The 18,444-nt window shown below is 57.9% G+C and carries 18 protein-coding genes; 11 read left to right on the forward strand and 7 right to left on the reverse strand.

Features of this window, described 5'->3' with window-relative positions; genetic code table 11:
* Positions 1 to 682, reverse strand: a 682-nt coding sequence (locus VEG30_03480) for a cytochrome c (protein ID HXZ78964.1), incomplete at its 3' end; no start/stop codon positions are given.
* A complete protein-coding gene (locus VEG30_03485) occupies positions 679 to 1,296 on the reverse strand; it encodes a redoxin domain-containing protein (protein ID HXZ78965.1) in 618 nt (205 codons plus the stop codon). The genes VEG30_03485 and VEG30_03480, both read right to left, overlap by 4 nt.
* A 283-nt stretch (positions 1,297 to 1,579) precedes the next feature.
* Here VEG30_03485 and VEG30_03490 point away from each other — a divergent pair, with 283 nt between their 5' ends.
* Positions 1,580 to 2,464, forward strand: a complete 885-nt coding sequence (locus tag VEG30_03490; GenBank protein ID HXZ78966.1) for an alkaline phosphatase family protein — start codon at positions 1,580 to 1,582, stop codon at positions 2,462 to 2,464.
* Between the two features lie 262 nt (positions 2,465 to 2,726).
* On the opposite strand, the gene VEG30_03495 is transcribed toward VEG30_03490, so the two are convergent.
* Both VEG30_03495 and VEG30_03500 read right to left on the reverse strand, forming a co-directional pair.
* Positions 2,727 to 3,080 (reverse strand): hypothetical protein, encoded by a 354-nt coding sequence (locus tag VEG30_03495; GenBank protein HXZ78967.1) that lies wholly within the window; start codon positions 3,078 to 3,080, stop codon positions 2,727 to 2,729.
* A gap of 368 nt (positions 3,081 to 3,448) precedes the next feature.
* Positions 3,449 to 4,045, reverse strand: coding sequence for a hypothetical protein (locus VEG30_03500; GenBank protein ID HXZ78968.1), 597 nt, complete (start codon positions 4,043 to 4,045; stop codon positions 3,449 to 3,451).
* A gap of 179 nt (positions 4,046 to 4,224) precedes the next feature.
* Between VEG30_03500 and VEG30_03505 the strand changes: the two genes are divergently transcribed.
* The 4 genes from VEG30_03505 to thrB all read left to right on the forward strand — a co-directional run bounded on the left by VEG30_03505 (position 4,225) and on the right by thrB (position 9,007).
* Entirely contained in the window at positions 4,225 to 4,926 is a 702-nt protein-coding gene (locus VEG30_03505) for a hypothetical protein (GenBank protein ID HXZ78969.1), read from the forward strand.
* Positions 4,927 to 5,244: 318 nt separating this feature from the next.
* Positions 5,245 to 6,675, forward strand: coding sequence for an aspartate kinase (locus VEG30_03510; GenBank protein HXZ78970.1), 1,431 nt, complete (start codon positions 5,245 to 5,247; stop codon positions 6,673 to 6,675).
* 17 nt (positions 6,676 to 6,692) lie between these two features.
* Positions 6,693 to 8,063 carry a threonine synthase gene (gene thrC / locus VEG30_03515; GenBank protein HXZ78971.1) on the forward strand — a complete coding sequence of 457 codons (1,371 nt, stop codon included), beginning with the start codon at positions 6,693 to 6,695 and terminating at the stop codon, positions 8,061 to 8,063.
* Between the two features lie 2 nt (positions 8,064 to 8,065).
* Positions 8,066 to 9,007, forward strand: a complete 942-nt coding sequence (gene thrB / locus VEG30_03520; GenBank protein ID HXZ78972.1) for a homoserine kinase — start codon at positions 8,066 to 8,068, stop codon at positions 9,005 to 9,007.
* Positions 9,008 to 9,057: 50 nt separating this feature from the next.
* On the opposite strand, the gene VEG30_03525 is transcribed toward thrB, so the two are convergent.
* A complete protein-coding gene (locus VEG30_03525) occupies positions 9,058 to 10,056 on the reverse strand; it encodes a Gfo/Idh/MocA family oxidoreductase (protein ID HXZ78973.1) in 999 nt (332 codons plus the stop codon).
* Positions 10,057 to 10,295: 239 nt separating this feature from the next.
* Between VEG30_03525 and VEG30_03530 the strand changes: the two genes are divergently transcribed.
* A complete protein-coding gene (locus tag VEG30_03530) occupies positions 10,296 to 10,451 on the forward strand; it encodes a hypothetical protein (protein HXZ78974.1) in 156 nt (51 codons plus the stop codon).
* Positions 10,452 to 10,651: 200 nt separating this feature from the next.
* On the opposite strand, the gene VEG30_03535 is transcribed toward VEG30_03530, so the two are convergent.
* A complete protein-coding gene (locus VEG30_03535; GenBank protein HXZ78975.1) occupies positions 10,652 to 12,043 on the reverse strand; it encodes a sigma-54 dependent transcriptional regulator in 1,392 nt (463 codons plus the stop codon).
* Between the two features lie 15 nt (positions 12,044 to 12,058).
* A complete protein-coding gene (locus VEG30_03540) occupies positions 12,059 to 12,979 on the reverse strand; it encodes a HAMP domain-containing sensor histidine kinase (GenBank protein ID HXZ78976.1) in 921 nt (306 codons plus the stop codon).
* A 313-nt stretch (positions 12,980 to 13,292) separates the two neighbouring features.
* Between VEG30_03540 and VEG30_03545 the strand changes: the two genes are divergently transcribed.
* The 5 genes from VEG30_03545 to VEG30_03565 all read left to right on the forward strand — a co-directional run bounded on the left by VEG30_03545 (position 13,293) and on the right by VEG30_03565 (position 18,415).
* A complete protein-coding gene (locus VEG30_03545) occupies positions 13,293 to 13,625 on the forward strand; it encodes a PilZ domain-containing protein (protein ID HXZ78977.1) in 333 nt (110 codons plus the stop codon).
* A gap of 261 nt (positions 13,626 to 13,886) precedes the next feature.
* Positions 13,887 to 14,948 carry a sigma-54 dependent transcriptional regulator gene (locus VEG30_03550; GenBank protein HXZ78978.1) on the forward strand — a complete coding sequence of 354 codons (1,062 nt, stop codon included), beginning with the start codon at positions 13,887 to 13,889 and terminating at the stop codon, positions 14,946 to 14,948.
* A 345-nt stretch (positions 14,949 to 15,293) separates the two neighbouring features.
* Positions 15,294 to 15,956, forward strand: coding sequence for a PEP-CTERM sorting domain-containing protein (locus VEG30_03555; protein HXZ78979.1), 663 nt, complete (start codon positions 15,294 to 15,296; stop codon positions 15,954 to 15,956).
* 547 nt (positions 15,957 to 16,503) lie between these two features.
* Positions 16,504 to 17,235 (forward strand): PEP-CTERM sorting domain-containing protein, encoded by a 732-nt coding sequence (locus tag VEG30_03560; GenBank protein ID HXZ78980.1) that lies wholly within the window; start codon positions 16,504 to 16,506, stop codon positions 17,233 to 17,235.
* 226 nt (positions 17,236 to 17,461) lie between these two features.
* Positions 17,462 to 18,415 (forward strand): BadF/BadG/BcrA/BcrD ATPase family protein, encoded by a 954-nt coding sequence (locus VEG30_03565; GenBank protein HXZ78981.1) that lies wholly within the window; start codon positions 17,462 to 17,464, stop codon positions 18,413 to 18,415.
* Positions 18,416 to 18,444 lie beyond the last annotated feature (29 nt).

The following is an 18,444-nucleotide window of genomic DNA, read 5'->3' on the forward strand; positions in this document are numbered from 1 at the left end:
GGGTTTCCATCCCTCCAAAGCCAGCGCCGGGCTCTGCTTCCATTTCGCGGGCGCGCCCCAGGCGATCGACGAGCATGTTGGCGTGATGTACCACTCGCTTATCACCGGGACGGATTTCGACCGCTTTGACCCAGCGAGTGCGGTCTATGGGGATGGGCAAGACAAAATTCCAATATGTATCTCCTCCTGCGGCAGGCAAGCGAAACGGCTTCTGCGCACGAAGAACCAGGTCGGGCTTACCGAGCTGCCATCCCTCGACAAACCGAGGCTGCGAGGGCAGTTCACCCCGAGGCCCTTCGAGCACACCACCCTCGACCCACTTCTGGAGGAGCGTGATCTGTTCATCTGACAATCTTCGCTCGCCATCAAATTTCAGCTTGCCTGGCTCGGGTTGCCACGGCGGCATGAATCGAGACCGCGTGACTTCAGCGATCTGCCGCGCGTGGCTCCTGACATCCTGATAGCTGAGCAAGGGAAAGGGGCCTGCTCCGCCCGGATGATGGCATCCTGCGCAGTTGTGGAAGATGATGGGAGCGATGTCGTGGGTGAATGTGACGTTTGGCTGGTCCGACTGGGGTGGCGATCCCGCGAGACTTGTAAGCTGCGCCAGGGTGGCAGCCGCAGCCAGGGCCAAAGCCGCAGCGGCGAGGCCTGCAGCGATCCTGGGGCCAATGGAGTTCATTGAAGATCGGAGATGTAGCAACCCACAGCGGGGGTGGAGGTCACCGCCGGCCGCTTGCCATTCATGGCGGCGGAAATCGCGTCTGCCAGATCGTGCGTGGTTGGAGCTTGCCGGGAGTGGCCGAAATCTTGGTACCAATTGTCGATGCGACCGTGATAGACGAGTTCCCCGGTTACATTGAAGACGGCTGCTTCGGGCGTCACTTCCACATGGCTCAGCTTCACGAGCGCATGCTGCGGATCTTGCAGGGCGGAGAGCCGGTACCCATACTGCTGCAGATGTTGCCGAATCGAAGCCGGGCTTTCCGATTTCGCAGGATAGACCAGCCAAAATGTGCTTTTTGCGGCGTATTGCGAGCTGAGTTTTTGGATCGCGGGGGCGTAACGATTGGAGATAGGGCAGTCCGTGCGCACAAAAATCAAGACCGCAATTTTCCCCCCGCTTGCCTGCAGGGGATCGACTGGCTCGCCTGCGAGGTTGATGGCACTCGCCGGCCTTGAGTCCGCGGCTTCAGCGCAAATTTCGTAGGCAAAGGAGGACGCAATGACCGCGGCGACAACTGCCGCGAGAAGCTCGCAACGTCTAAGGTTGAGATGCGTGACAGAGCGGCCCATAGAGAGTCAGCCGGTTCAGTATCGTTTCTATCGATTGTCTGTTGCGCAGCTATTCTAGCGCTATCCTCACGCCATTCGGATGTGAATCCGAAGCCGATGGCGGGGAAACGGGTGCGGCCTTGCCAAACCCGGTGGGAAGCCGTGCGGAGCAACCTCTTTCTGGTTCGCGAGGGCGAGAACCTCCGCCGACTTCTTCCCAGAGCTACCACACAACTCCCAGAGGGAAATTGGAATCATAAAGAGGTTTTTCTTGCTGTGGGGGCGGGTGAGGATTTCCGGGCTATTGGCGATAATCGCAATCGTCGCAGAGCTGGCGGCTTGCGGAGGATCGGCTGGAACGCACAGCAGTCCCGGTCCGACGACGACCACGAGTGCCAGCGTTCCTGCCACCGGTCATGTATTCCTGGTCGTTGAAGAGAACCAAAGCTATTCGGACGTGATCGGGAATGCGGCGATGCCATACATAAATTCGCTTGCTGCGAAGTACTCACTGGCCACGCAATATTTCGCTGATATACATCCCTCGATCGGAAATTACTTCATGCTCACCACCGGCCAGATCATCACCAATGATGACACCCTGGCGACGAATGTGGATGTAGACAATCTTGCGCACGAATTAACCGCGGCAGGGAAGAGCTGGAGGTCGTACGCGGAGAGCCTCCCGCAACGTGGTTATGCCGGCGGCGACACTGGGTTGTACGTGAAGCGTCACAATCCATTTGCGTATTTCACCGATGTAGCCACCGATCCTTCGCAAGCGGCCAATCTGGTGCCGTTTTCGCAATTCGCGGCTGACCTGGCGAACAATACACTGCCGAACTTCTCCTTTATCGTGCCGAACGTTAACGACGATTCTCACAATGGCTCACAGGCGGCCTCCGATGACTGGCTGCGGAACAACATCGCACCGCTGCTAGCCAGCCCGGTGTTCCAGCAGGACGGATTGCTCATTATCGTGTACGACGAGAGCGAGATACTTGATGTGGAGCACGGCGGAGGACACATCGCCGCGATCCTGGTGGGACCGAAGGTTAAGCAAGGCTTCCAGTCGACGACCGTTTATCAGCATGAGAGTACGTTGCGTCTGATTCTGCAGGCGCTGGGGGTGAATTCGTTTCCAGGAAATTCAGCGAGTGCGCCGTCGATGCCGGAGTTCTTCAATTGATAGCAGTCAGTAATCAGTATTCAGCTAATCAGTATTCAGCTAATCAGTTTAAAAGCTCAGAGAGAAAAACTGCAGATCCAGCGGCGTGTCGAGTCGAGCTGCGCTCGACCTGAACGGACGAGGACGTCCGTTCCCACGTAGTCTTCTGGCAAGACAAGATCAACTACGCCACCCTAGCCAAAGAACCGGCTGGGATGAGGCACCCTCAAGTTGCTTAGCTGCCCAAAGCTCCTACCCGCATCATTACGCATGCGCGCAGAAATCAGTCCCAGGTGGCGCCGCGGATGCCTAAGAGGGTGTCCCACTCCTGCTGGGTAAGTTCGACGTTGAAGCTGTCGTGGAGTTCCAGCCAAGCTCTCACCAGATCCTTGCGGCTGCTGTAGACCATGGGCGGGTCGAACGTATCGAGTTCAACGATGGCGCCTTGAATTTCCGCCAACCGGGTACGCTCCGAGCGCAGCAGAATATGCTTGCGGGCCTCGATGCGGGGGACGATGGAATTGATGCTTTCGTCCAGGTAGGCCCAGACTCGGCCATCGGCAGTGGTGAACTGGAAATCCGGCCAGTGGTGGGCGATTTCACGCAAGTATCGGCACAGTGGGAAGCTCAGAGGCATGGGTCACCGGTATATCAGACGAAGCAGGGTTGTGTGATGCTCGATGGATTGGGATCGAAAGTGGCTACGTTTATGACGCGAGACGCGGGGCCGGCGATTCCGGGAGTGAATTTGATCAAGCGCCAGCAGCCAGGCTAGGCAGAAGAATGAAAGCACCGACGCCAGAAGGACGCTGATGAAGAGCCAAGACATTTGTATCCCCTCGGACCGCTCGACTGCCGCAATCTGGGGGAGCGACGTTGGTGCAGGGTGCACGTGTGTGACCAAAAATCACGCTGAAAATACGAGGTTTGACCTACGCGGCTGTGCAATCTCTTGCACATGGAGAGGGCAAGCGGGAAAGTCCCGGGATTTCTGCTTTTGGGGCGCTAGCGCTCCCGATTCAGCGAATAGCCGATAGAAACGCCGAAGCGTTCTTCATGGCTGCTGCTGAACTCGATGTTGTTGTGGACCAGATAGACGTGGGCCTCAGGCCGCACGAAGAGATTGCCATGCACGTAGAAACGGATCCCCCCACCAAAGTGACCCATGAAGTGGTTACTGCTGGTGTAGTTGGTACAGCCCGCAAAGCCGCATAGGAAGTCAGAATTGTAGAAGCGAACGCTTTGGGCGCCGATGCCGCCCTCAAGTTCTGCCGCGGCGCTGCGTCCCAGGGGTGGCGCCCATACACCGTTGAAGTCCCAGAGAATGGGACGAAACGGCTGGAATCCCTGATAGATGCTTTGGCTGGCTCTCCAATAGAGCTCGCCGCCAACACCAAAAGCATGCCGGAGGAGGAAATCACCGCTGAACCCGGGATAAGCTCCGCCACTGATGGTTTGGGCGGCGTGATCTCCGGATGCACTGGAGGAAGATGGGGCGACGAGGGTGCTGACACCGAAAGCGGCATCGATCTGCTGTGCATAGAGAGGCAAGCGCAACAGAGAGTACACACCGAAAGCGGCGACCATGAGCAGCTTGCGCACGACAGTCTCCTTTAGGAACGCGAGATCCGGCTGATTCACGTTCTGAGTGCGGATCAGCACACCATCTAAACCATCTTAGATTCGGCCGCAGAATACAAAGGTTGCAGATGGACTCGCGAGCGAAAACCGGAAGGACAACACCTGCGGTAATAGAATCCAGACAACTCACGGCTGTTCCCATGCGAAGGCGCTTCGGCATCCTTCTTTTTGCGATTGCCTGGACCGGGTTTGCGCAGACAACGGCCGAGTTGCCCTATCAGGTGGCTCGGTACGAGCCGGTACTGGAGAACAACTACGTTGACGTTTACCGGTTGAGACTGGCTCCCCACTTCCGCACTCCGCTATTTCAGAATGTGCACGACGTGGTCTGGGTGGCGCTGGAAGACTCGACACCGAGGTTCGTTATGTCCTCCGGACAGAAGGTGCGCCAGGAACTCACCGCGGGGGACGCGCGCTTCTTTCATAGCTTTTCGGTGCGATCGGTTGTGAACGATTCTTCGCTGACAGTGGAAGCTGTGGTGATCACGCTGAAGCCGCGGGGAGGGGCCACGAGCCGATGCGAGTGTGGTGGCGATGCCGAGAGCGCGCTGTGCGGATGCGCGAATGCAAAACCTATGCCGCCGCTGTGGGCGGTGAGCATGGGCAGGATCACGCTGGCGGGAACGACGCTGGACCCGCAGCAGTCTTTTCAAAGAGCAAGCGTCCGTAACGACACGCTGATCGTTGCAATCACGCCGTTGGAGCTCGTGGACGTCGCAACACCGGGCGAGGCGCGCAGAATCGCGGTTCCTGCTGGAGGAGTGACGTGGTTGGAGGCGGGGCGGCACCGGCTGAAGAACAGTGGTGGAAGGGAAGAGAGATTTCTTTCGATCGAGTTCTAGTATCGGAGGAAGTTAGGATCGGGTGATCGGGTGAAGTGAGAAGGAGCTAGGCCAAGCTGAACCGACGAGACATCCGTTCCTACCCAGCCGCCCTCCAATGCAACCGCCATGGAGAGACTTGGCCACAGAATCGACTGACTCTCATTGCTAGCAACTGCCACGTCCTTCGACTCGGACGGGGGCTGATATCCGGCGGATGGCAGGAACACGAGGATCTGGACCAGGCCGCGCTTGGGCCGGTGGGCTGCCGAAGTGCACGGTTTCTCATTACTGAAAGTCGGTCGGGCAGGTTAAGCTCAGCAGGGAGTTAATCCAGGCATGAGCCTGATTGTCATGAAATTCGGCGGCACCTCAGTCGGCGATGCCGAGAGGATACGGGAGTCTGCGCGTAGGGTTGCAGAATGCGTGCCGAAGTCCGAGGTGGTCACTGTGGTATCGGCCCTGGCGGGGGTTACGGATCACATTCTGAAGACGGTCACCGCGGCGAGGCAAGGGGAACAAGCTACTGTCGAAGCTCAGTTGCGAGCCTTGGAAGAGCGGCATGAGGGAGTGATACGAGAGCTGTTTGTAGGAAAAGAACGCGAGCAGGTGGAGTCACGGGTGGGCGCAGTGTTGCGTCAGCTACACGATTTTTGTTCTGCGCTGCTGATGCTGCGCTCTTCTACGGCGCAAATTCTGGATGTCGCCGCTCCCATGGGCGAAAAGATGTCGGCGCAGATATTCGTAGCTGTGCTGCGCCAGATGGGCCTGAACGCGGAGTATGTGGATTCGACGCAGGTATTGGTGACTGATGATCATTTCGGTGATGCCAGCGCCGATATGGCGGGGACCGAGCAGAAGTCGCAAGCCATGCTGCTGCCTCTGGTGCAGTCAGGGAAACAGCCAGTGGTCACGGGTTACGCCGGGGCCACGGCGAAGGGTCAGCCCACCACCCTGGGGCGTGGAGGATCGGATTCCTCCGCAACAATCCTCGGAGCGGCGATTGGTTGCGACGAGGTCTGGATCTGGACCGATGTGGATGGAGTTCTCACCGCTGATCCACGCGTGTGTCCCGATGCCAGCACGCTGCCGGAGATCACTTTTGCGGAAGCCGTAGAGCTTTCTTATTACGGAGCCAAGGTGATTCACCATAAGGCGATCCGGCCGGTGATGGACCGCGGCATCCCGGTGTGGATCAAGAATTCATTCCGCCCGGAGGTGAAAGGGACCAAGATCACCTCCAAGGTTGCGGGCGACGGCTCTCCGGTGAAGGCGGTCACGGTAGTCAAGCAGGCGAGCCTGATCAACTTGAGGGCGCGCCAGGATACGCCGTTTGCGGAGCTTTTCGGCCGCCTGTTCCTGCGGCTGGGCCATGAGCACGTGGATGTGCTGTTCTCGACGCAATCTTCTTCCGAGAACGCCCTGGGGTTGGTGCTGCGCGACGCGGATACGGAGAATGTGGTGAAGCTGATTGAGCGGCTGTTCCGGGTGGAGCTGCAACACGGCGTGATCCATCCCATCTTCGTCCAGAGAGAGGTTGCGGTGATCTGTGTGCTGGGCGAGGCGATGCGAGGGACACCAGGCATCCTGAGCCGGCTGTTTACAGCGGTGGCGGCGCGCAACCAGAGCGTGATTTCTGTGGCGCAGGGGGCGAGCGAACTGAACATCTGTTTTGCCGTGAATTCCTCCGGAGCCGACGAGGTGGTGAAGGCTGTGCATGACGAATTCCTCTCAAGCGCCAGGGTGCCGGCGGTCGAGAAGACTGTGTGACCTTAGACGGGGCGCGAATGAAACTGGCCAGAGCTGCAAATGCGAGCATGACTGAAACCGCGCGTCTGGTATGCATTGGCTGCGGTCAGGAACAGTCTGAGCTGGCTGCGGACTTCCGCTGCACCAACTGCCGGGATCTGCTGGAGGTCAATTGCAGGGTCTTTGACGATCGGCGGGATCTGGAATCGGGCGGCAACCTCAAAGCGCTATGGGTTCGGCGCAGGACATCGCTGGCGCCCGCCGACCTGAGTGGAGTCTGGCGCTTTCGTGAGTTGCTGCCCATCGTGGCGCGCATCGACGAGGTGGTTACACTACACGAGGGTAATACGCCCATCTACGAATTGCCGCGCTCGGCCCGCAGTGCCGGTGTGAACGGTCTGCTGGCGAAGCATCAGGGAATGAATCCCACGGGATCGTTCAAAGATACGGGCATGACGGCGGCACTGTCGGTGGCGCGGGAAAAAGGTTTTCGCTGGGTGGCATGCGCGTCCACAGGAAATACATCGGCCTCCATGGCGGCCTACGCCGCGCGGGCCGGTATGCGCAGCCTGGTGCTGATCCCGGAAGGGAAGATAGCCTGGGGAAAGCTGGCGCAGTCGCTGGAATACGGAGCGCTGACCTGCCAATTGCGCGCCGATTTTGATGGCTGCATGCGGGTGCTGGGCGAGGTGATCCATCGCTACCCGATATATCTGCTGAATTCCGTAAATCCGTACCGGATCGAAGGACAGAAAACCGCCGCCGTGGAGCTGATGGAACAGCTGGAGTGGCGCGTGCCGGATCACATCGTGGCGCCCGGCGGAAACCTGGGAAACTCCTCGGCGCTGGGAAAGGGCCTGCTCGAGATGGTGAAGCTCGGGCTGATCGAACGTCTGCCGCGGCTGCACGTGATCCAGGCAGAAGGCGCGAATGCGCTGGTGCGAACGGTGAGGGAGACCGGAGGAAAGCGGCTGATCTCCGTTGCCGCGGAAACGATGGCTACGGCAATCCGTATCGGTAATCCTGCTTCCTGGAAGAAGGCGGTCCGAGTGCTGGAAGCGACGTGCGGGATGGTGGAGCAGGTTTCGGAGGCGGAAATTGCGATTGCCAAGGCGGAAATTGGCGAGGATGGCATCGGTTGCGAACCGGCCTCCGCGGCGACGCTTGCGGGATTAAAAAAACTGGTCGCGCAGGGGCACGTTAAGCCGGACGAGAAGACGGTTTTGATTTTGACCGGACATGTGCTGAAGGATCCGGAGTACACCTTCAAGTTTCATCAGGGATCGCTGCTGGAAGGCGAGGATTCTGGCAGGAAGCTGGAGCGGGAACTGCGGCAGCATCAAAGGGCACCAGTGGTTTTGGATGCGAAGGCGGATGAGGTTCTGCGAGTGTTGGAGAGTAATAGTTGATAGTGAGTGATTTGGTCACAATGCGGCTGCCGGCGACCTCGGCGAATCTGGGGCCGGCGTTTGATGCTGTGGCGGTCGCACTCAATCTTCATCTGGAGATTGAAGCGAGGCCGGCGGGAGTGTTTGCGGTTTCGGCCGAGGGCCGCGATCGAGAGCTGTGCGGAAACCTGCGCCGGCATCTGATTTTGGAAACCTATACCGAGATTCTCTCCGCGAATCGCAAGGAGGTAGTGCCGCTCTCGTTGCACATACGTAATCAGATTCCATTGGGGAAGGGATTGGGGTCGTCGGCTGCGGCGCGGCTTGCAGCCATCGCTCTGGCCAATCACTTTGGGAAACTGGGCTGGCAGGAGAGCCGGATTCTTGATGAGGCAGCGGTACGCGAAGGCCATCCCGATAACGTAGCCGCCTGCTGGCTTGGCGGGCTGGTGGCAGCGGCAATGCCCTCGTGCAGGGAAACGGAAGAATCGGCGGTGCAGGCGGTGAGATTTTCGACGCCAGTCAAGTGGCCGATCCTGGCTGTGCTTCCGCCCAATCCGCTCTCTACGGAAGCTGCGCGCAACGTGCTTCCGGAGGTGTATCCGCGCAGCGATGTGGTGAGCAATCTGCAGCGGTCGTTGCTCCTGGTGGGAGCGTGGGAGCAGGGAAATGCGGGGATGATGGGTGCGGCTTTGCGCGATCGCCTGCACGAGCCTTATCGGGAAAAGCTATGTCCGCTGCTTCCCGCGATGCGCGAATTGGCAGGCCAGGATGGGATTCTGGGAGTGGTACTGAGTGGCGCTGGACCAGCTGTGCTGATGATCCTGGAGACGGGCTCCGACGAGGAACTTGTTCTGATGCGGGTCAAGCATACCGCCATGGAGCAGGGTTCAGAAGTGGAAGCTATCGTTACCGAGGTGGAAGAGCGAGGGGCGCGGGAGAGCGCAGAAATGGTAAGCGGGTAAATTGTAGTTGGGCAATTTGAAACGCCAGATCACACCCTAGCACGAAGCGGCTACAGCACCTGGATCGTTTCCATCTGGCCGCTTTGCATGCTGCGATAGGCGGCATCGAGGACGAGTTGGTTTTGCCAGCCATCTTCTCCGGTAGCGGGGAAGGGAATGCGCTCTTCGAGGGAAGCGGCGAAGGCATCGACTTGTCGAGTATAGGAGAAGTGGTTGGAAAGTTCCTCGCAGGCGATCACCTGATCATTGCTACTCAGCTCGACTCTGACCGGATGCTCGACGCTTAGTGCATCATCGGCGAAAATCTCGCCTTCTTCGCCAATGAATTCCATAGGAGTGCGATATTGGGTTCGAGTGGAGACCATCACCGTCGCGAGCGTGCCTTTGCGGAAGAGCAAGCTCAGTATCGCCGCGGACTCCACATCACCTGATTCCGCGTCCGAAACACCACGGGTGTGCACCCGGACGGCTTCGTCCAGCAATACAAAGCGAAGAGCATCGATACAATGGACGCCCACGTCGGCAACGGGACCGCCGCCGGCAATGGATTTATCCGTAAGCCAGGTTCGAGGGTGACTGCGACCAGGATAGAAAAATTCCGAGCGCGCGAATACAGGTTTGCCAATCTCGCTGGCGGCGATTCGAGCCCGCATCCAGGCGAGAGTCTCGTGGAAGCGAAACACCTGGGCCACACCGAGCAGCAGGCGGGCACGATGGGCACCTTCAACCATCTCGCGGCATTGGTCGGCATCGATGGCCATCGGTTTTTCGCAGAGCACAGGTTTGCCGCAGCGCAGGGCGAGGAGAACGTCATCACGATGGCAGGCGTTGGGAGTGGTGACGAAGACCGCGTCCACTTCGGGACAGCGACACAATTCTTCAGCGGAAGAAAAAGCGTACGGGATGTCAAATTGTGTGGCCGAAGCCCGGGCTTTCTCCGGATCGCGGCGGGAGAGAGCGGTGACGCGGCAGCGCTTAGCCGCACGGAAGCCGGGAATCAGGCGTTTTACAGCGTGCAGACCGAAGCCGAGGATGCCGAAGCGGATCATGAGATCGGGTGAAGTAGGAACTGAGACCGGGTGAACTCACAAAGTTTAATAAGGCGCTGGTCGCTAGTTCAAATGCATAGATCCTTCGCCCGCTTCTCGGGTTCAGGATGACACCCCAGATGGAAGTGAGAAGTATGACTGGATGAGATGTGAAGGAGAGAGCTGGCGTCACCTCAGCCGGTGACCCGCATCACCGATTTTAGTGTGCTGCGGCAGCAGACTCGCCGTGGTGGTGGTTTATGCCAATCCTCTTTATGGGGCTGGTCGCGCTGACCGTGTTTGTGGGTATGGGGCTGATGCTGTTCTACGCCGCTTACAAAGAATCGAAGGAGAAGCACCCCACGGACGTGGAAACGGCTGAGCAGGAGAAGACAGCTTGCCACGTGGCGCGCTAACCAATCAGCGGAACCCCAGATCAGCGCCGAAAAGCGCGGTGTGAACCTGCGGCACGGCACCGGCACGCTCGACCTGGAATCAACCGCAGAGTCCTTCAACTCGGGCCTCCAGCCATCCCAGCAAACCAAAGGCGGGTTTGCTGGGGACGTCGGATTTGGCCGTTGTTCAGCATGACATTGCAATATTTGGCAGGGCCAGGCTAGTTGACCGATGAACCCACGCGCTGGATGTCGTATTGGCGGATTTTGTAGAGCAGAGCTTTGTAGCTGATCTTCAGCAGCAGGGCGGCCTTTTTGCGATTCCAGTTGGTTTGTTCCAGGGCCTTGGTGATAGCTTCGATTTCCGCTTCGTCCTTTACTCCGCGGACGATTCCCTTCAGGCCGTCCCGTGAAGAGGAACCGACCTCGCCCATGCTGGACTTGTCGACAGCACTCGCCATTTGTAGCTCTGCGATGGCCATCTCTTCGTCGGCAAGAATCAGGTAGCGCTTCACGAAATTGCCCAGCTCGCGCAAGTTACCCGGCCAGTGATATTGCTCGCAGGCTTCGAGTAGATGGGGTGTGACCGGCAGCGGCGCGCGTCCATAATGCTCCGCCACCTGGCTGATGAAGTGTTTCAACAGCAGGCCGATTTCCTCCCGGCGATTGCGGAGCGGCGGAAGATTGATGGTGAAGCCGTTGAGACGGTAGAAAAGATCTTCGCGCAGTTTCTTGTCGGCAATGGCCGTCGGGATATCGATGTTAGTGGCAGCGAGAATGCGCACATCTACCTTGATCACCGTGCGGCTGCCCAGCCGCGAGAACTGCTGGTCCTGCAGAACGTGCAGGAGTTTGGCCTGGAGTTGGGGAGGCATCTCTCCGATTTCGTCCAACAGGATCGTGCCTTTGTTGCAGAGCTCGAATTTGCCCGGCTTTGAGTGAGTGGCGCCGGTGAAAGCCCCGGGTTCGTAACCGAACAGTTCGCTCTCCAGCAGGTCGGCGGGAACGGCGGCGCAGTTGACCTTCAGGAATGTGCGATGCGCCCGCGGGGAGTATTTATGGATCAGGCGGGCGACAACTTCCTTGCCCGTGCCGCTTTCGCCCAGCAACAACACGGGGATATCCACGTTGGCTACGAGTTTCGCCTGCGAGCGAATCTTCCTCATGGCCGGACTGGCGGCGACGAAAAAGACATCGTCGCCCAAATCCTCAATCTCACCGTGGAGGTGGGGGACCTTGTCGCGATTGCCCAGGCATTGCTCGATTACCGCGTCCAGGTCTGCTTTTTGAAATGGCTTGGTGAGATAATCCTGGGCTCCTAGCCGGATAGCCTGAACCACCTTGCGGGTATCGCTCACGCAAGAGAGCATGACCACCTTGAGCTGGGGATGCATGGAGCGCAATTGTTCCAGTGTCTGCAGACCATCCAACACGGGCATGAGGACATCGAGCAGAACGAGATCGGGAACCGTACCGGCCTGCAAACGCTGCACAGCTTCCGAGCCATCGGTGGCCGTCTCCACGCGATAGCCCTCGACTTCGAGCAGGGTACGCAAGTAGCGGAGCATCGTCGGCTCGTCGTCAACCACCATGATAGAGGGGGACTTCGCCATCTCGATTAGGCCTCTCTAGTCGCGCTTCAAGGGGAGAAGAAAGGAAAATTTGCAGCCGCAATTGGGCTCGCTCTCCACCCAGATTTTTCCACCATGGGCCTGCACCAGGCGGCGCGCAATAGCTAACCCGAGACCCATACCGAGATCATCGGCGCCTGAAGCCGGCACTTGAAAGAACTCGCCAAAGATTTCCTGGTGATATTCCGGGGAAATACCCGGGCCAGTATCGGATACGCTCACGCGCACGGCATTGGCGGTGAGGACGGTGCGCTTGCGGCGCTCCTGAAAATCGGGGTGCGGTTTGTGACTGCTGCGCCGTTCCCAGAGTTGTGGCTCGGCGTGCAGCCAGACGGTCCCGCCGGTTTGCGTGAACTTGAGGGCATTTTCGAGAAGATTGGACACCACGCGCTGAATCTTGTCGTAGTCGAAAGGGAAGGGCTCGATGATGGGATTGGAAAGAAAATAGAAGGCCACTCCCTTTTCTTGAAAGCGGGGCAGCCAGAATCCGCTGAGTTCCTGCAGGCAGGCGTTGATGTCCTGGGGTTCGAGGCGGAGGTTTACGGCGCCGGTCTGCAAGGAAGCGAAGGTGAGAAAGTCAGTCACCAGGCGCTGCAAACGTATGCCACTGACCTGCATGTCCTCCAGCACGCGCTGTTGTTTCTCATTGAGCGAGCCGAGCTTGCCGCTGATGAGCAGTTCGATGTATCCGGAAACCACAGCCAAGGGGGTGCGCAGATCGTGAGCAGCAGTGGCCAGAGCCGCGGAGCAACGCTGGTATTGCACTCGCAATTCTTCATAGGCTTGGCGCAAGTCCAGGGGAGGAGTATCGGTTGCGGAGATCTCAGGATCAGGCAATGACGGGCAAACAGAAGGAGAAACCTCGAGCCCGGGAGTGGTCTCTACACGCACTGCGGCATTTGGTTGAGCGTTCGCCATCAAAGTCTCGCTTGCTTGGGAACTAAAGGGGAGGAAAGGAACCCGCCGCTAGCCGAGCTTAGCCATTCGAGCTATGCGATGTTATGTAACCTGCCGATCAGTGTCAAGAAAACAAATTGCAACGTAGTTCCTATGGGAACGCAAAAGATTGCTGCATTTACTAGGCAGATGCAAGTACAGAATAGCTGTTTACAGGCAGGAAAATTGAAGGTAAATCTAAGCCAGCCAAAAAGTTGGACGAGATTTCCACGAGGCTGGTGCGGATTAGGATATTTGGCCCATTGTGTGCGCCCAGGCAAGATTGAGACAGCGCATGTCAAGCCCTGCTAAAGGTGTCGAAAGACGCAAGTACCAGCGTCTGCCCTTGTCAATCCCGGTCTTCGTCCGCGGCACCGACGAGAACGGCAAGGAATTCCTTGAGTTCGCTACGGCGCTGAATATAAGCGCTGGAGGAATACTGCTAGCGACTCGCCGAAGTCTTCCAAAATCAGCGAGTTTATCGCTGGAGATTCCGGTGGCGCCGCTGCCTGCCGATAGCTTTTCCGCCCAATCCATCCGCAGCCTCAAGGCGCGGTTGGTGCGCATAACCCACGGTGAGCGATACCACCTGATGGGGCTGAAATTTAATCGGGCCATCCCCTCTTAAGCTAAAGCATTACCTTAGGAAAGTTACTTCCCAAATGTGAAATTGTTTTCACAGGCGTTCCGTGCCATCTTAGTTTGCGAGCGGCGGGTGTGCTGCAGCTTGCTGCACGTAAGTCCTTGTATCAGCAGTACAAGAGACCTAAGAGGGTGTGGCTGAGACGATTGTCTTTACAGCCTCTCATAGGGTGTGCAATCTTTGGTGCTTCGGATGCAACGAACTCCAGCGTTTCCCCCGAAATCCAGTCTCCTGGGAAATCTAGGAATGGCAGCACCAGCCGCAGCCAATTCGAGCCTGAGCCGTGCGCTAGGCTCGCTCCCGCCAGAATTAGTGATCTTCGGCCGCTCTCACCCGATGCAGGCCGTGCGTCAACGCATTGAAAAGATCGCCACCGCCAACGTTCCAGTGCTGATCCAGGGAGAAAGCGGTACGGGCAAGGACATCATTGCCCGCCTGGTCCATAAACTGTCACCCTGGGAGTCAGGACCTTTTGTCAAGGTGAACTGTCCGGCTATCCCGGGTACGCTTCTGGAAAGCGAGCTGTTCGGTTATGAAAAGGGGGCATTCACCGGGGCTATCGGTTCCAAGCCGGGCCGGGTGGAGCTGGCACATCGCGGCACTCTATTTCTCGATGAAATTTCCGAACTGGACTCCAGCTTGCAATCCAAGTTGCTGCAGTTGTTGCAGGACGGCCAGTTCTGTCGGATCGGTGCGCAGGATGACAAGCGGGTGGAAGCACGGGTGGTGTGCGCCACCAACCGTCACCTGGAACACGAGATCGAAGCGGGGAATTTCCGCCAGGATCTTTTCTATCGCATCAACGTAGTGAACATTCAGGTGCCGCCATTGCGGGAGCGGGCGGCGGACGTGCCGATCCTGGTCAATTACTTCCTGGAAATCTACAACGAAAAATACAACTGCCGCGCCAAACCAATTTCGCCCGGTTTAGTGGAAGAGATGCAGCGTTACCACTGGCCGGGAAATATTCGTGAGTTGGAGAATCTGATTCGGCGATACGTGATTCTCGGAAGCGAGGACGCGATCACCGGCGAGATGATGGCCCGCAAGCAGGAGACCTGGGATGCGGACATCCCCATCGATGGTCCGGTTTCGCTGAAGAAAATTACGCGCAAGGCAACGCGGGAACTCGAGCGCAAGGTGATCCTGCGCGTGCTGGAGGCGAACAACTGGAATCGCAAGAAAGCGGCGCGCGGCCTGGGTATCAGCTATCGGGCGCTGCTGTACAAGATCCGGGAATGCGGGTTGCCGAGTTCGCGGCCGAAGAGCGTAACGCGGATGAGCCCGCGAGATGGAAAACCGGAATAAGGAGGACCTGATCTAAACCGGAGTCAACCCGGCATTTCCCTCACTTGCATACTCCCCTCAAGTTTACGTTGCCGAGTAATTCTGCCTTACCGACTCAACGATCACGAGCATGGGCCCTAAAGAGTGCGTCCCGAGGTGCCCAAACGGTTCCCTCCGATGTGCAATTTTCTGCGCTCCTGGGCGTAGTGTTTTACGAGCACCAATAGCCAACTTGTTGACTCACAAGCGGGGTTATTTCCAAGCAAGCTGGCCCGTCACTTGCTCAACTGTTCAACACGATATGTACGCCCCTATCCACAGAAGTTAACCCACAACCCCCAACAAATGAAAGAGGAGGCGTAAGTGATGTACCGCAAGATGTTGGTTTTTATCGGCCTAGCCGTACTGGCTACTTTGAGTGCCGTTCCAGCCGCTGCAGATGGAATTTCGCTATCACTCTCCACAAGCGGAACAATCAATTTCGCATCAGATGGATCTGGCGGCCTGAACATCACAAGCGATACCCTGGCAGGCGCTGGGTTCCTTGTCGTTGGCGCCACCAGCACCGCATTGACCTATCAGTTCTCGGTTGCTGGAACGCCCCACCTGACATCCATCGGGGGTGGGAATTTCACGATGCCGTTTGTGCCGGGAAACCAACTCAACACCACATTCACGCTGGGAGCGTCAACCCTGACAGGCTGGTGGGCGTTTCCCATCGTTAAGGACAACACCTCGACCCCGCAATTTGATGGCCCGGGAGTTTTCCACGTAACCGGCGAAACTGGCATTGCATTTGCCGCGTTGTTTAAGGTTGGTGGCGATTACAGCCCGGCCGATTTCACACCAGACCTGACGGGCCCTACACTTGATGCGACTGCAACTTGCTCGCCCGCCGTGGCTGTCTGCACCACCAGCGGCACGTTATCCTCTGGAGAAATCAAAGCTGTGCCCGAGCCTGCAACGATGCTTCTCCTTGGAACTGGTCTTCTCGGCCTGGCAGGCGGTCTTCGCCGCAGAATGAGATAAGGCCAAAGATCCAAACCTTTCAAAAAGGGGTCCCGTATGGGGCTCCTTTTTTCTTTGCACTGTTTCGAGTTCGCGGCCGAAGAGCGTAACGCGGATGAGCCCACGAGATGGAAAGTGTAAGCTGGTAAGTTGTAAGTCGTAATTTGAAAACCGCGTCATTGGCCCACGTCGCAAACAAGGCAGCCCGGAACCTTCCACTTCCAATTCGAGGTTAAGCTCGAAACCAGAAATGGGGGGCGGCTTCCTTTTGGATGCTGGCAGTTTGCCCACTCCCGGGTGCACGCAATCTCCACTTTACTAGCCTAAATTAACTAGTTCCCCAGAAGTAGTAATCCGTTGGCTCCACAGTGAAATATATTGCACCGCCGCGGAGATTTGCTGTATGAAAAAATCATTTAACTAATTTATTTACAATGACTTAATGCTTTCCAAACACTTGGGCATTAGATTGCTCTAGTTGATCTCGAACTGGACCTCAGCCTCCCCCGGGTATGGGAGTCCGCCAGAACTATCACCCATTTTCGGGAAAACACGGAGGTTGAGAACTATGGTTCGCATTGCAAGTGTGCTTGCCTGCATGCTCCTGCTTGTTGCAATTGGGGCCCAGGCCGATACATTCGTTAACTTCACACCACCCAGCAACGGTTCGCTGGGCAGCTCCACCACCACAATTGGCGGAATCGTCATCGATGGCTTCGCCAACGGTGCAATCCCTCTCACTACCTCTGCGCTTCTGTGGGGGCGGAACGACAATCCTGCTGACCATGGTTTGGGCGTTTGCAGCGAAGGGGTTCCTGCCTGCACTACCGGCGGAGGCGATGTCAATGAGTTAAACCAAAATGGAAATGCAGTGTCTGAGGTTATTAGGTTGACGCTGCCGACGGGCTCGAGTTGGGTGTCTGTGGGAGTGTCTTCACTCGACAAGAACAACCAGACAGACCCTCTACTCTATGAGCAGGGCATACTGTACGCCGGTAATAGCGCTGACGGCACGGGCGCAGTTCAAATCTGTTCATTCGCCACGGGACTCGTAGGCCCCGGCTCTTTTTGCACCATGTCTGGGGCTGCCTTTGAGCCGGATTTGACGCTTACCGGCTTCAATAATGACAAATACCTGTTTTTCATAGCGCAGGCTTGGGAGGCCGGATCGACAAATACGAACAACGACTATCTGGTCCGCTCGGCGACCATCACGGTTCCGGAGCCTTCGTCGATGCTGCTTCTGGGTTCCGGCCTGGTCAGCCTGGCTGGTCTTGTTCGCCGCAAAATTAACCGCTAATTTGACTGCGAGGCCCCTCTGGCGGACGAGGGGCCTCCGCCTTCAATTCTGACGACCGGTCATCCGGCTGTCGAGCTGCGTTCAACCTGAACGGACGAGACGTGCGCTCCTACCTCGTGCTGCCGATTCGCCGAGGACCGGGGAGATCGCCTATCCTGCGCATTCCCTCGAAATTTGCGCCAAGCATGGACATGGACCTCCAGCACTCCTGACTGCGGTTGCACCTATGATAGAACTAGCCGCAGGCATGGCGTTTTATTTGGGGATCGATGGCGGCGGGACCACGACCACTTGTGTCGTGGGTGATGAGATGTCTGTGTTGGCCCGGGCGAGTGCTGGGGGAAGCAACGCGATCCGGCTGGGCGAGACGGAAGCTGCGAACAATTTGCAAGAGGTGATCTCGGAAGCGTGCACGCAAGCCGGGGTGAGCCCTCTCAAAATCACTGCGGCATGCCTGGGAGTAGCGGGAGCAGTCCATCCAGATGTGAACGCGATGGTGCGGCGCGTGGCCAGTACCGCGCTTCCACGGGCTGAAATTCAAGTGGTCGGCGACATGGTGATTGCCATGCAAGCGGCGTTACGGGGCGCGCCCGGCGTCGTGGTGATTGCTGGTACTGGCTCGATCGGGTACGGGCGCAATTCGCGGGGAGAGACGGCGCGGGCGGGCGGTTGGGGTTTCGCCATCTCAGATGAGGGATCGGGTCATTGGATCGGCCGCCAGGCGGTAGCGGGTGTGGTGAGAGCGCTCGACGCCGGCCACAGCACCACACTTTTGGATCATCTGCTGCAGACTTGGAGACTTCCCGATGCAGTTGAATTGGTCAGGTTTGGCAACCAAGTCCCGCCGCCGAATTTTGCTGAGCTTTTTCCTCACGTGGTGCAGGCTGGGGAGCAAAACGATCCGGTCGCGGCGGAAATTCTAAGCCGAGCTGGCGGCGAGCTGGCGCAACTGGCTTTGGTTGTGATGGGCCGTTTGTGGAGTTCAGTCCAGCCGGTCGATGTGGGAATGGTTGGCGGCGTGTTTGAGCATTCACCACAGGTGAGGCGCGCGTTTAAGCAGGGTCTGTTGCTGGAGTGGCCGCAGGCGGCGGTGGGCGATACAGTTGCCGACGCGGTGCTGGGCGCCCTGGAGATGGCGAGGATGATGACACGAGAAGCGCTGATCTCTCATAAGCGGTAAGGATCTCGTCGAGGCTGCGCCTCGACCTC

Source organism: Terriglobales bacterium, assembly GCA_035624455.1.
Classification (GTDB): Bacteria; Acidobacteriota; Terriglobia; order Terriglobales; family Acidobacteriaceae; genus DASPRM01.

Bases quoted from the DNA above. Each gene is read 5' to 3' on its own strand.
- VEG30_03545 (HXZ78977.1), top strand. From the start codon at position 13,293: ATGTCAAGCCCTGCTAAAGGTGTCGAAAGACGCAAGTACCAGCGTCTG.
- VEG30_03525 (HXZ78973.1), bottom strand. From the start codon at position 10,056: ATGATCCGCTTCGGCATCCTCGGCTTCGGTCTGCACGCTGTAAAACGC.
- VEG30_03555 (HXZ78979.1), top strand. From the start codon at position 15,294: ATGTACCGCAAGATGTTGGTTTTTATCGGCCTAGCCGTACTGGCTACT.
- VEG30_03510 (HXZ78970.1), top strand. From the start codon at position 5,245: ATGAGCCTGATTGTCATGAAATTCGGCGGCACCTCAGTCGGCGATGCC.
- VEG30_03565 (HXZ78981.1), top strand. From the start codon at position 17,462: ATGATAGAACTAGCCGCAGGCATGGCGTTTTATTTGGGGATCGATGGC.
- VEG30_03530 (HXZ78974.1), top strand. From the start codon at position 10,296: ATGCCAATCCTCTTTATGGGGCTGGTCGCGCTGACCGTGTTTGTGGGT.
- VEG30_03535 (HXZ78975.1), bottom strand. From the start codon at position 12,043: ATGGCGAAGTCCCCCTCTATCATGGTGGTTGACGACGAGCCGACGATG.
- VEG30_03540 (HXZ78976.1), bottom strand. From the start codon at position 12,979: ATGGCGAACGCTCAACCAAATGCCGCAGTGCGTGTAGAGACCACTCCC.
- VEG30_03550 (HXZ78978.1), top strand. From the start codon at position 13,887: ATGGCAGCACCAGCCGCAGCCAATTCGAGCCTGAGCCGTGCGCTAGGC.
- VEG30_03505 (HXZ78969.1), top strand. From the start codon at position 4,225: ATGCGAAGGCGCTTCGGCATCCTTCTTTTTGCGATTGCCTGGACCGGG.
- VEG30_03495 (HXZ78967.1), bottom strand. From the start codon at position 3,080: ATGCCTCTGAGCTTCCCACTGTGCCGATACTTGCGTGAAATCGCCCAC.
- VEG30_03560 (HXZ78980.1), top strand. From the start codon at position 16,504: ATGGTTCGCATTGCAAGTGTGCTTGCCTGCATGCTCCTGCTTGTTGCA.
- thrC (HXZ78971.1), top strand. From the start codon at position 6,693: ATGAAACTGGCCAGAGCTGCAAATGCGAGCATGACTGAAACCGCGCGT.
- VEG30_03485 (HXZ78965.1), bottom strand. From the start codon at position 1,296: ATGGGCCGCTCTGTCACGCATCTCAACCTTAGACGTTGCGAGCTTCTC.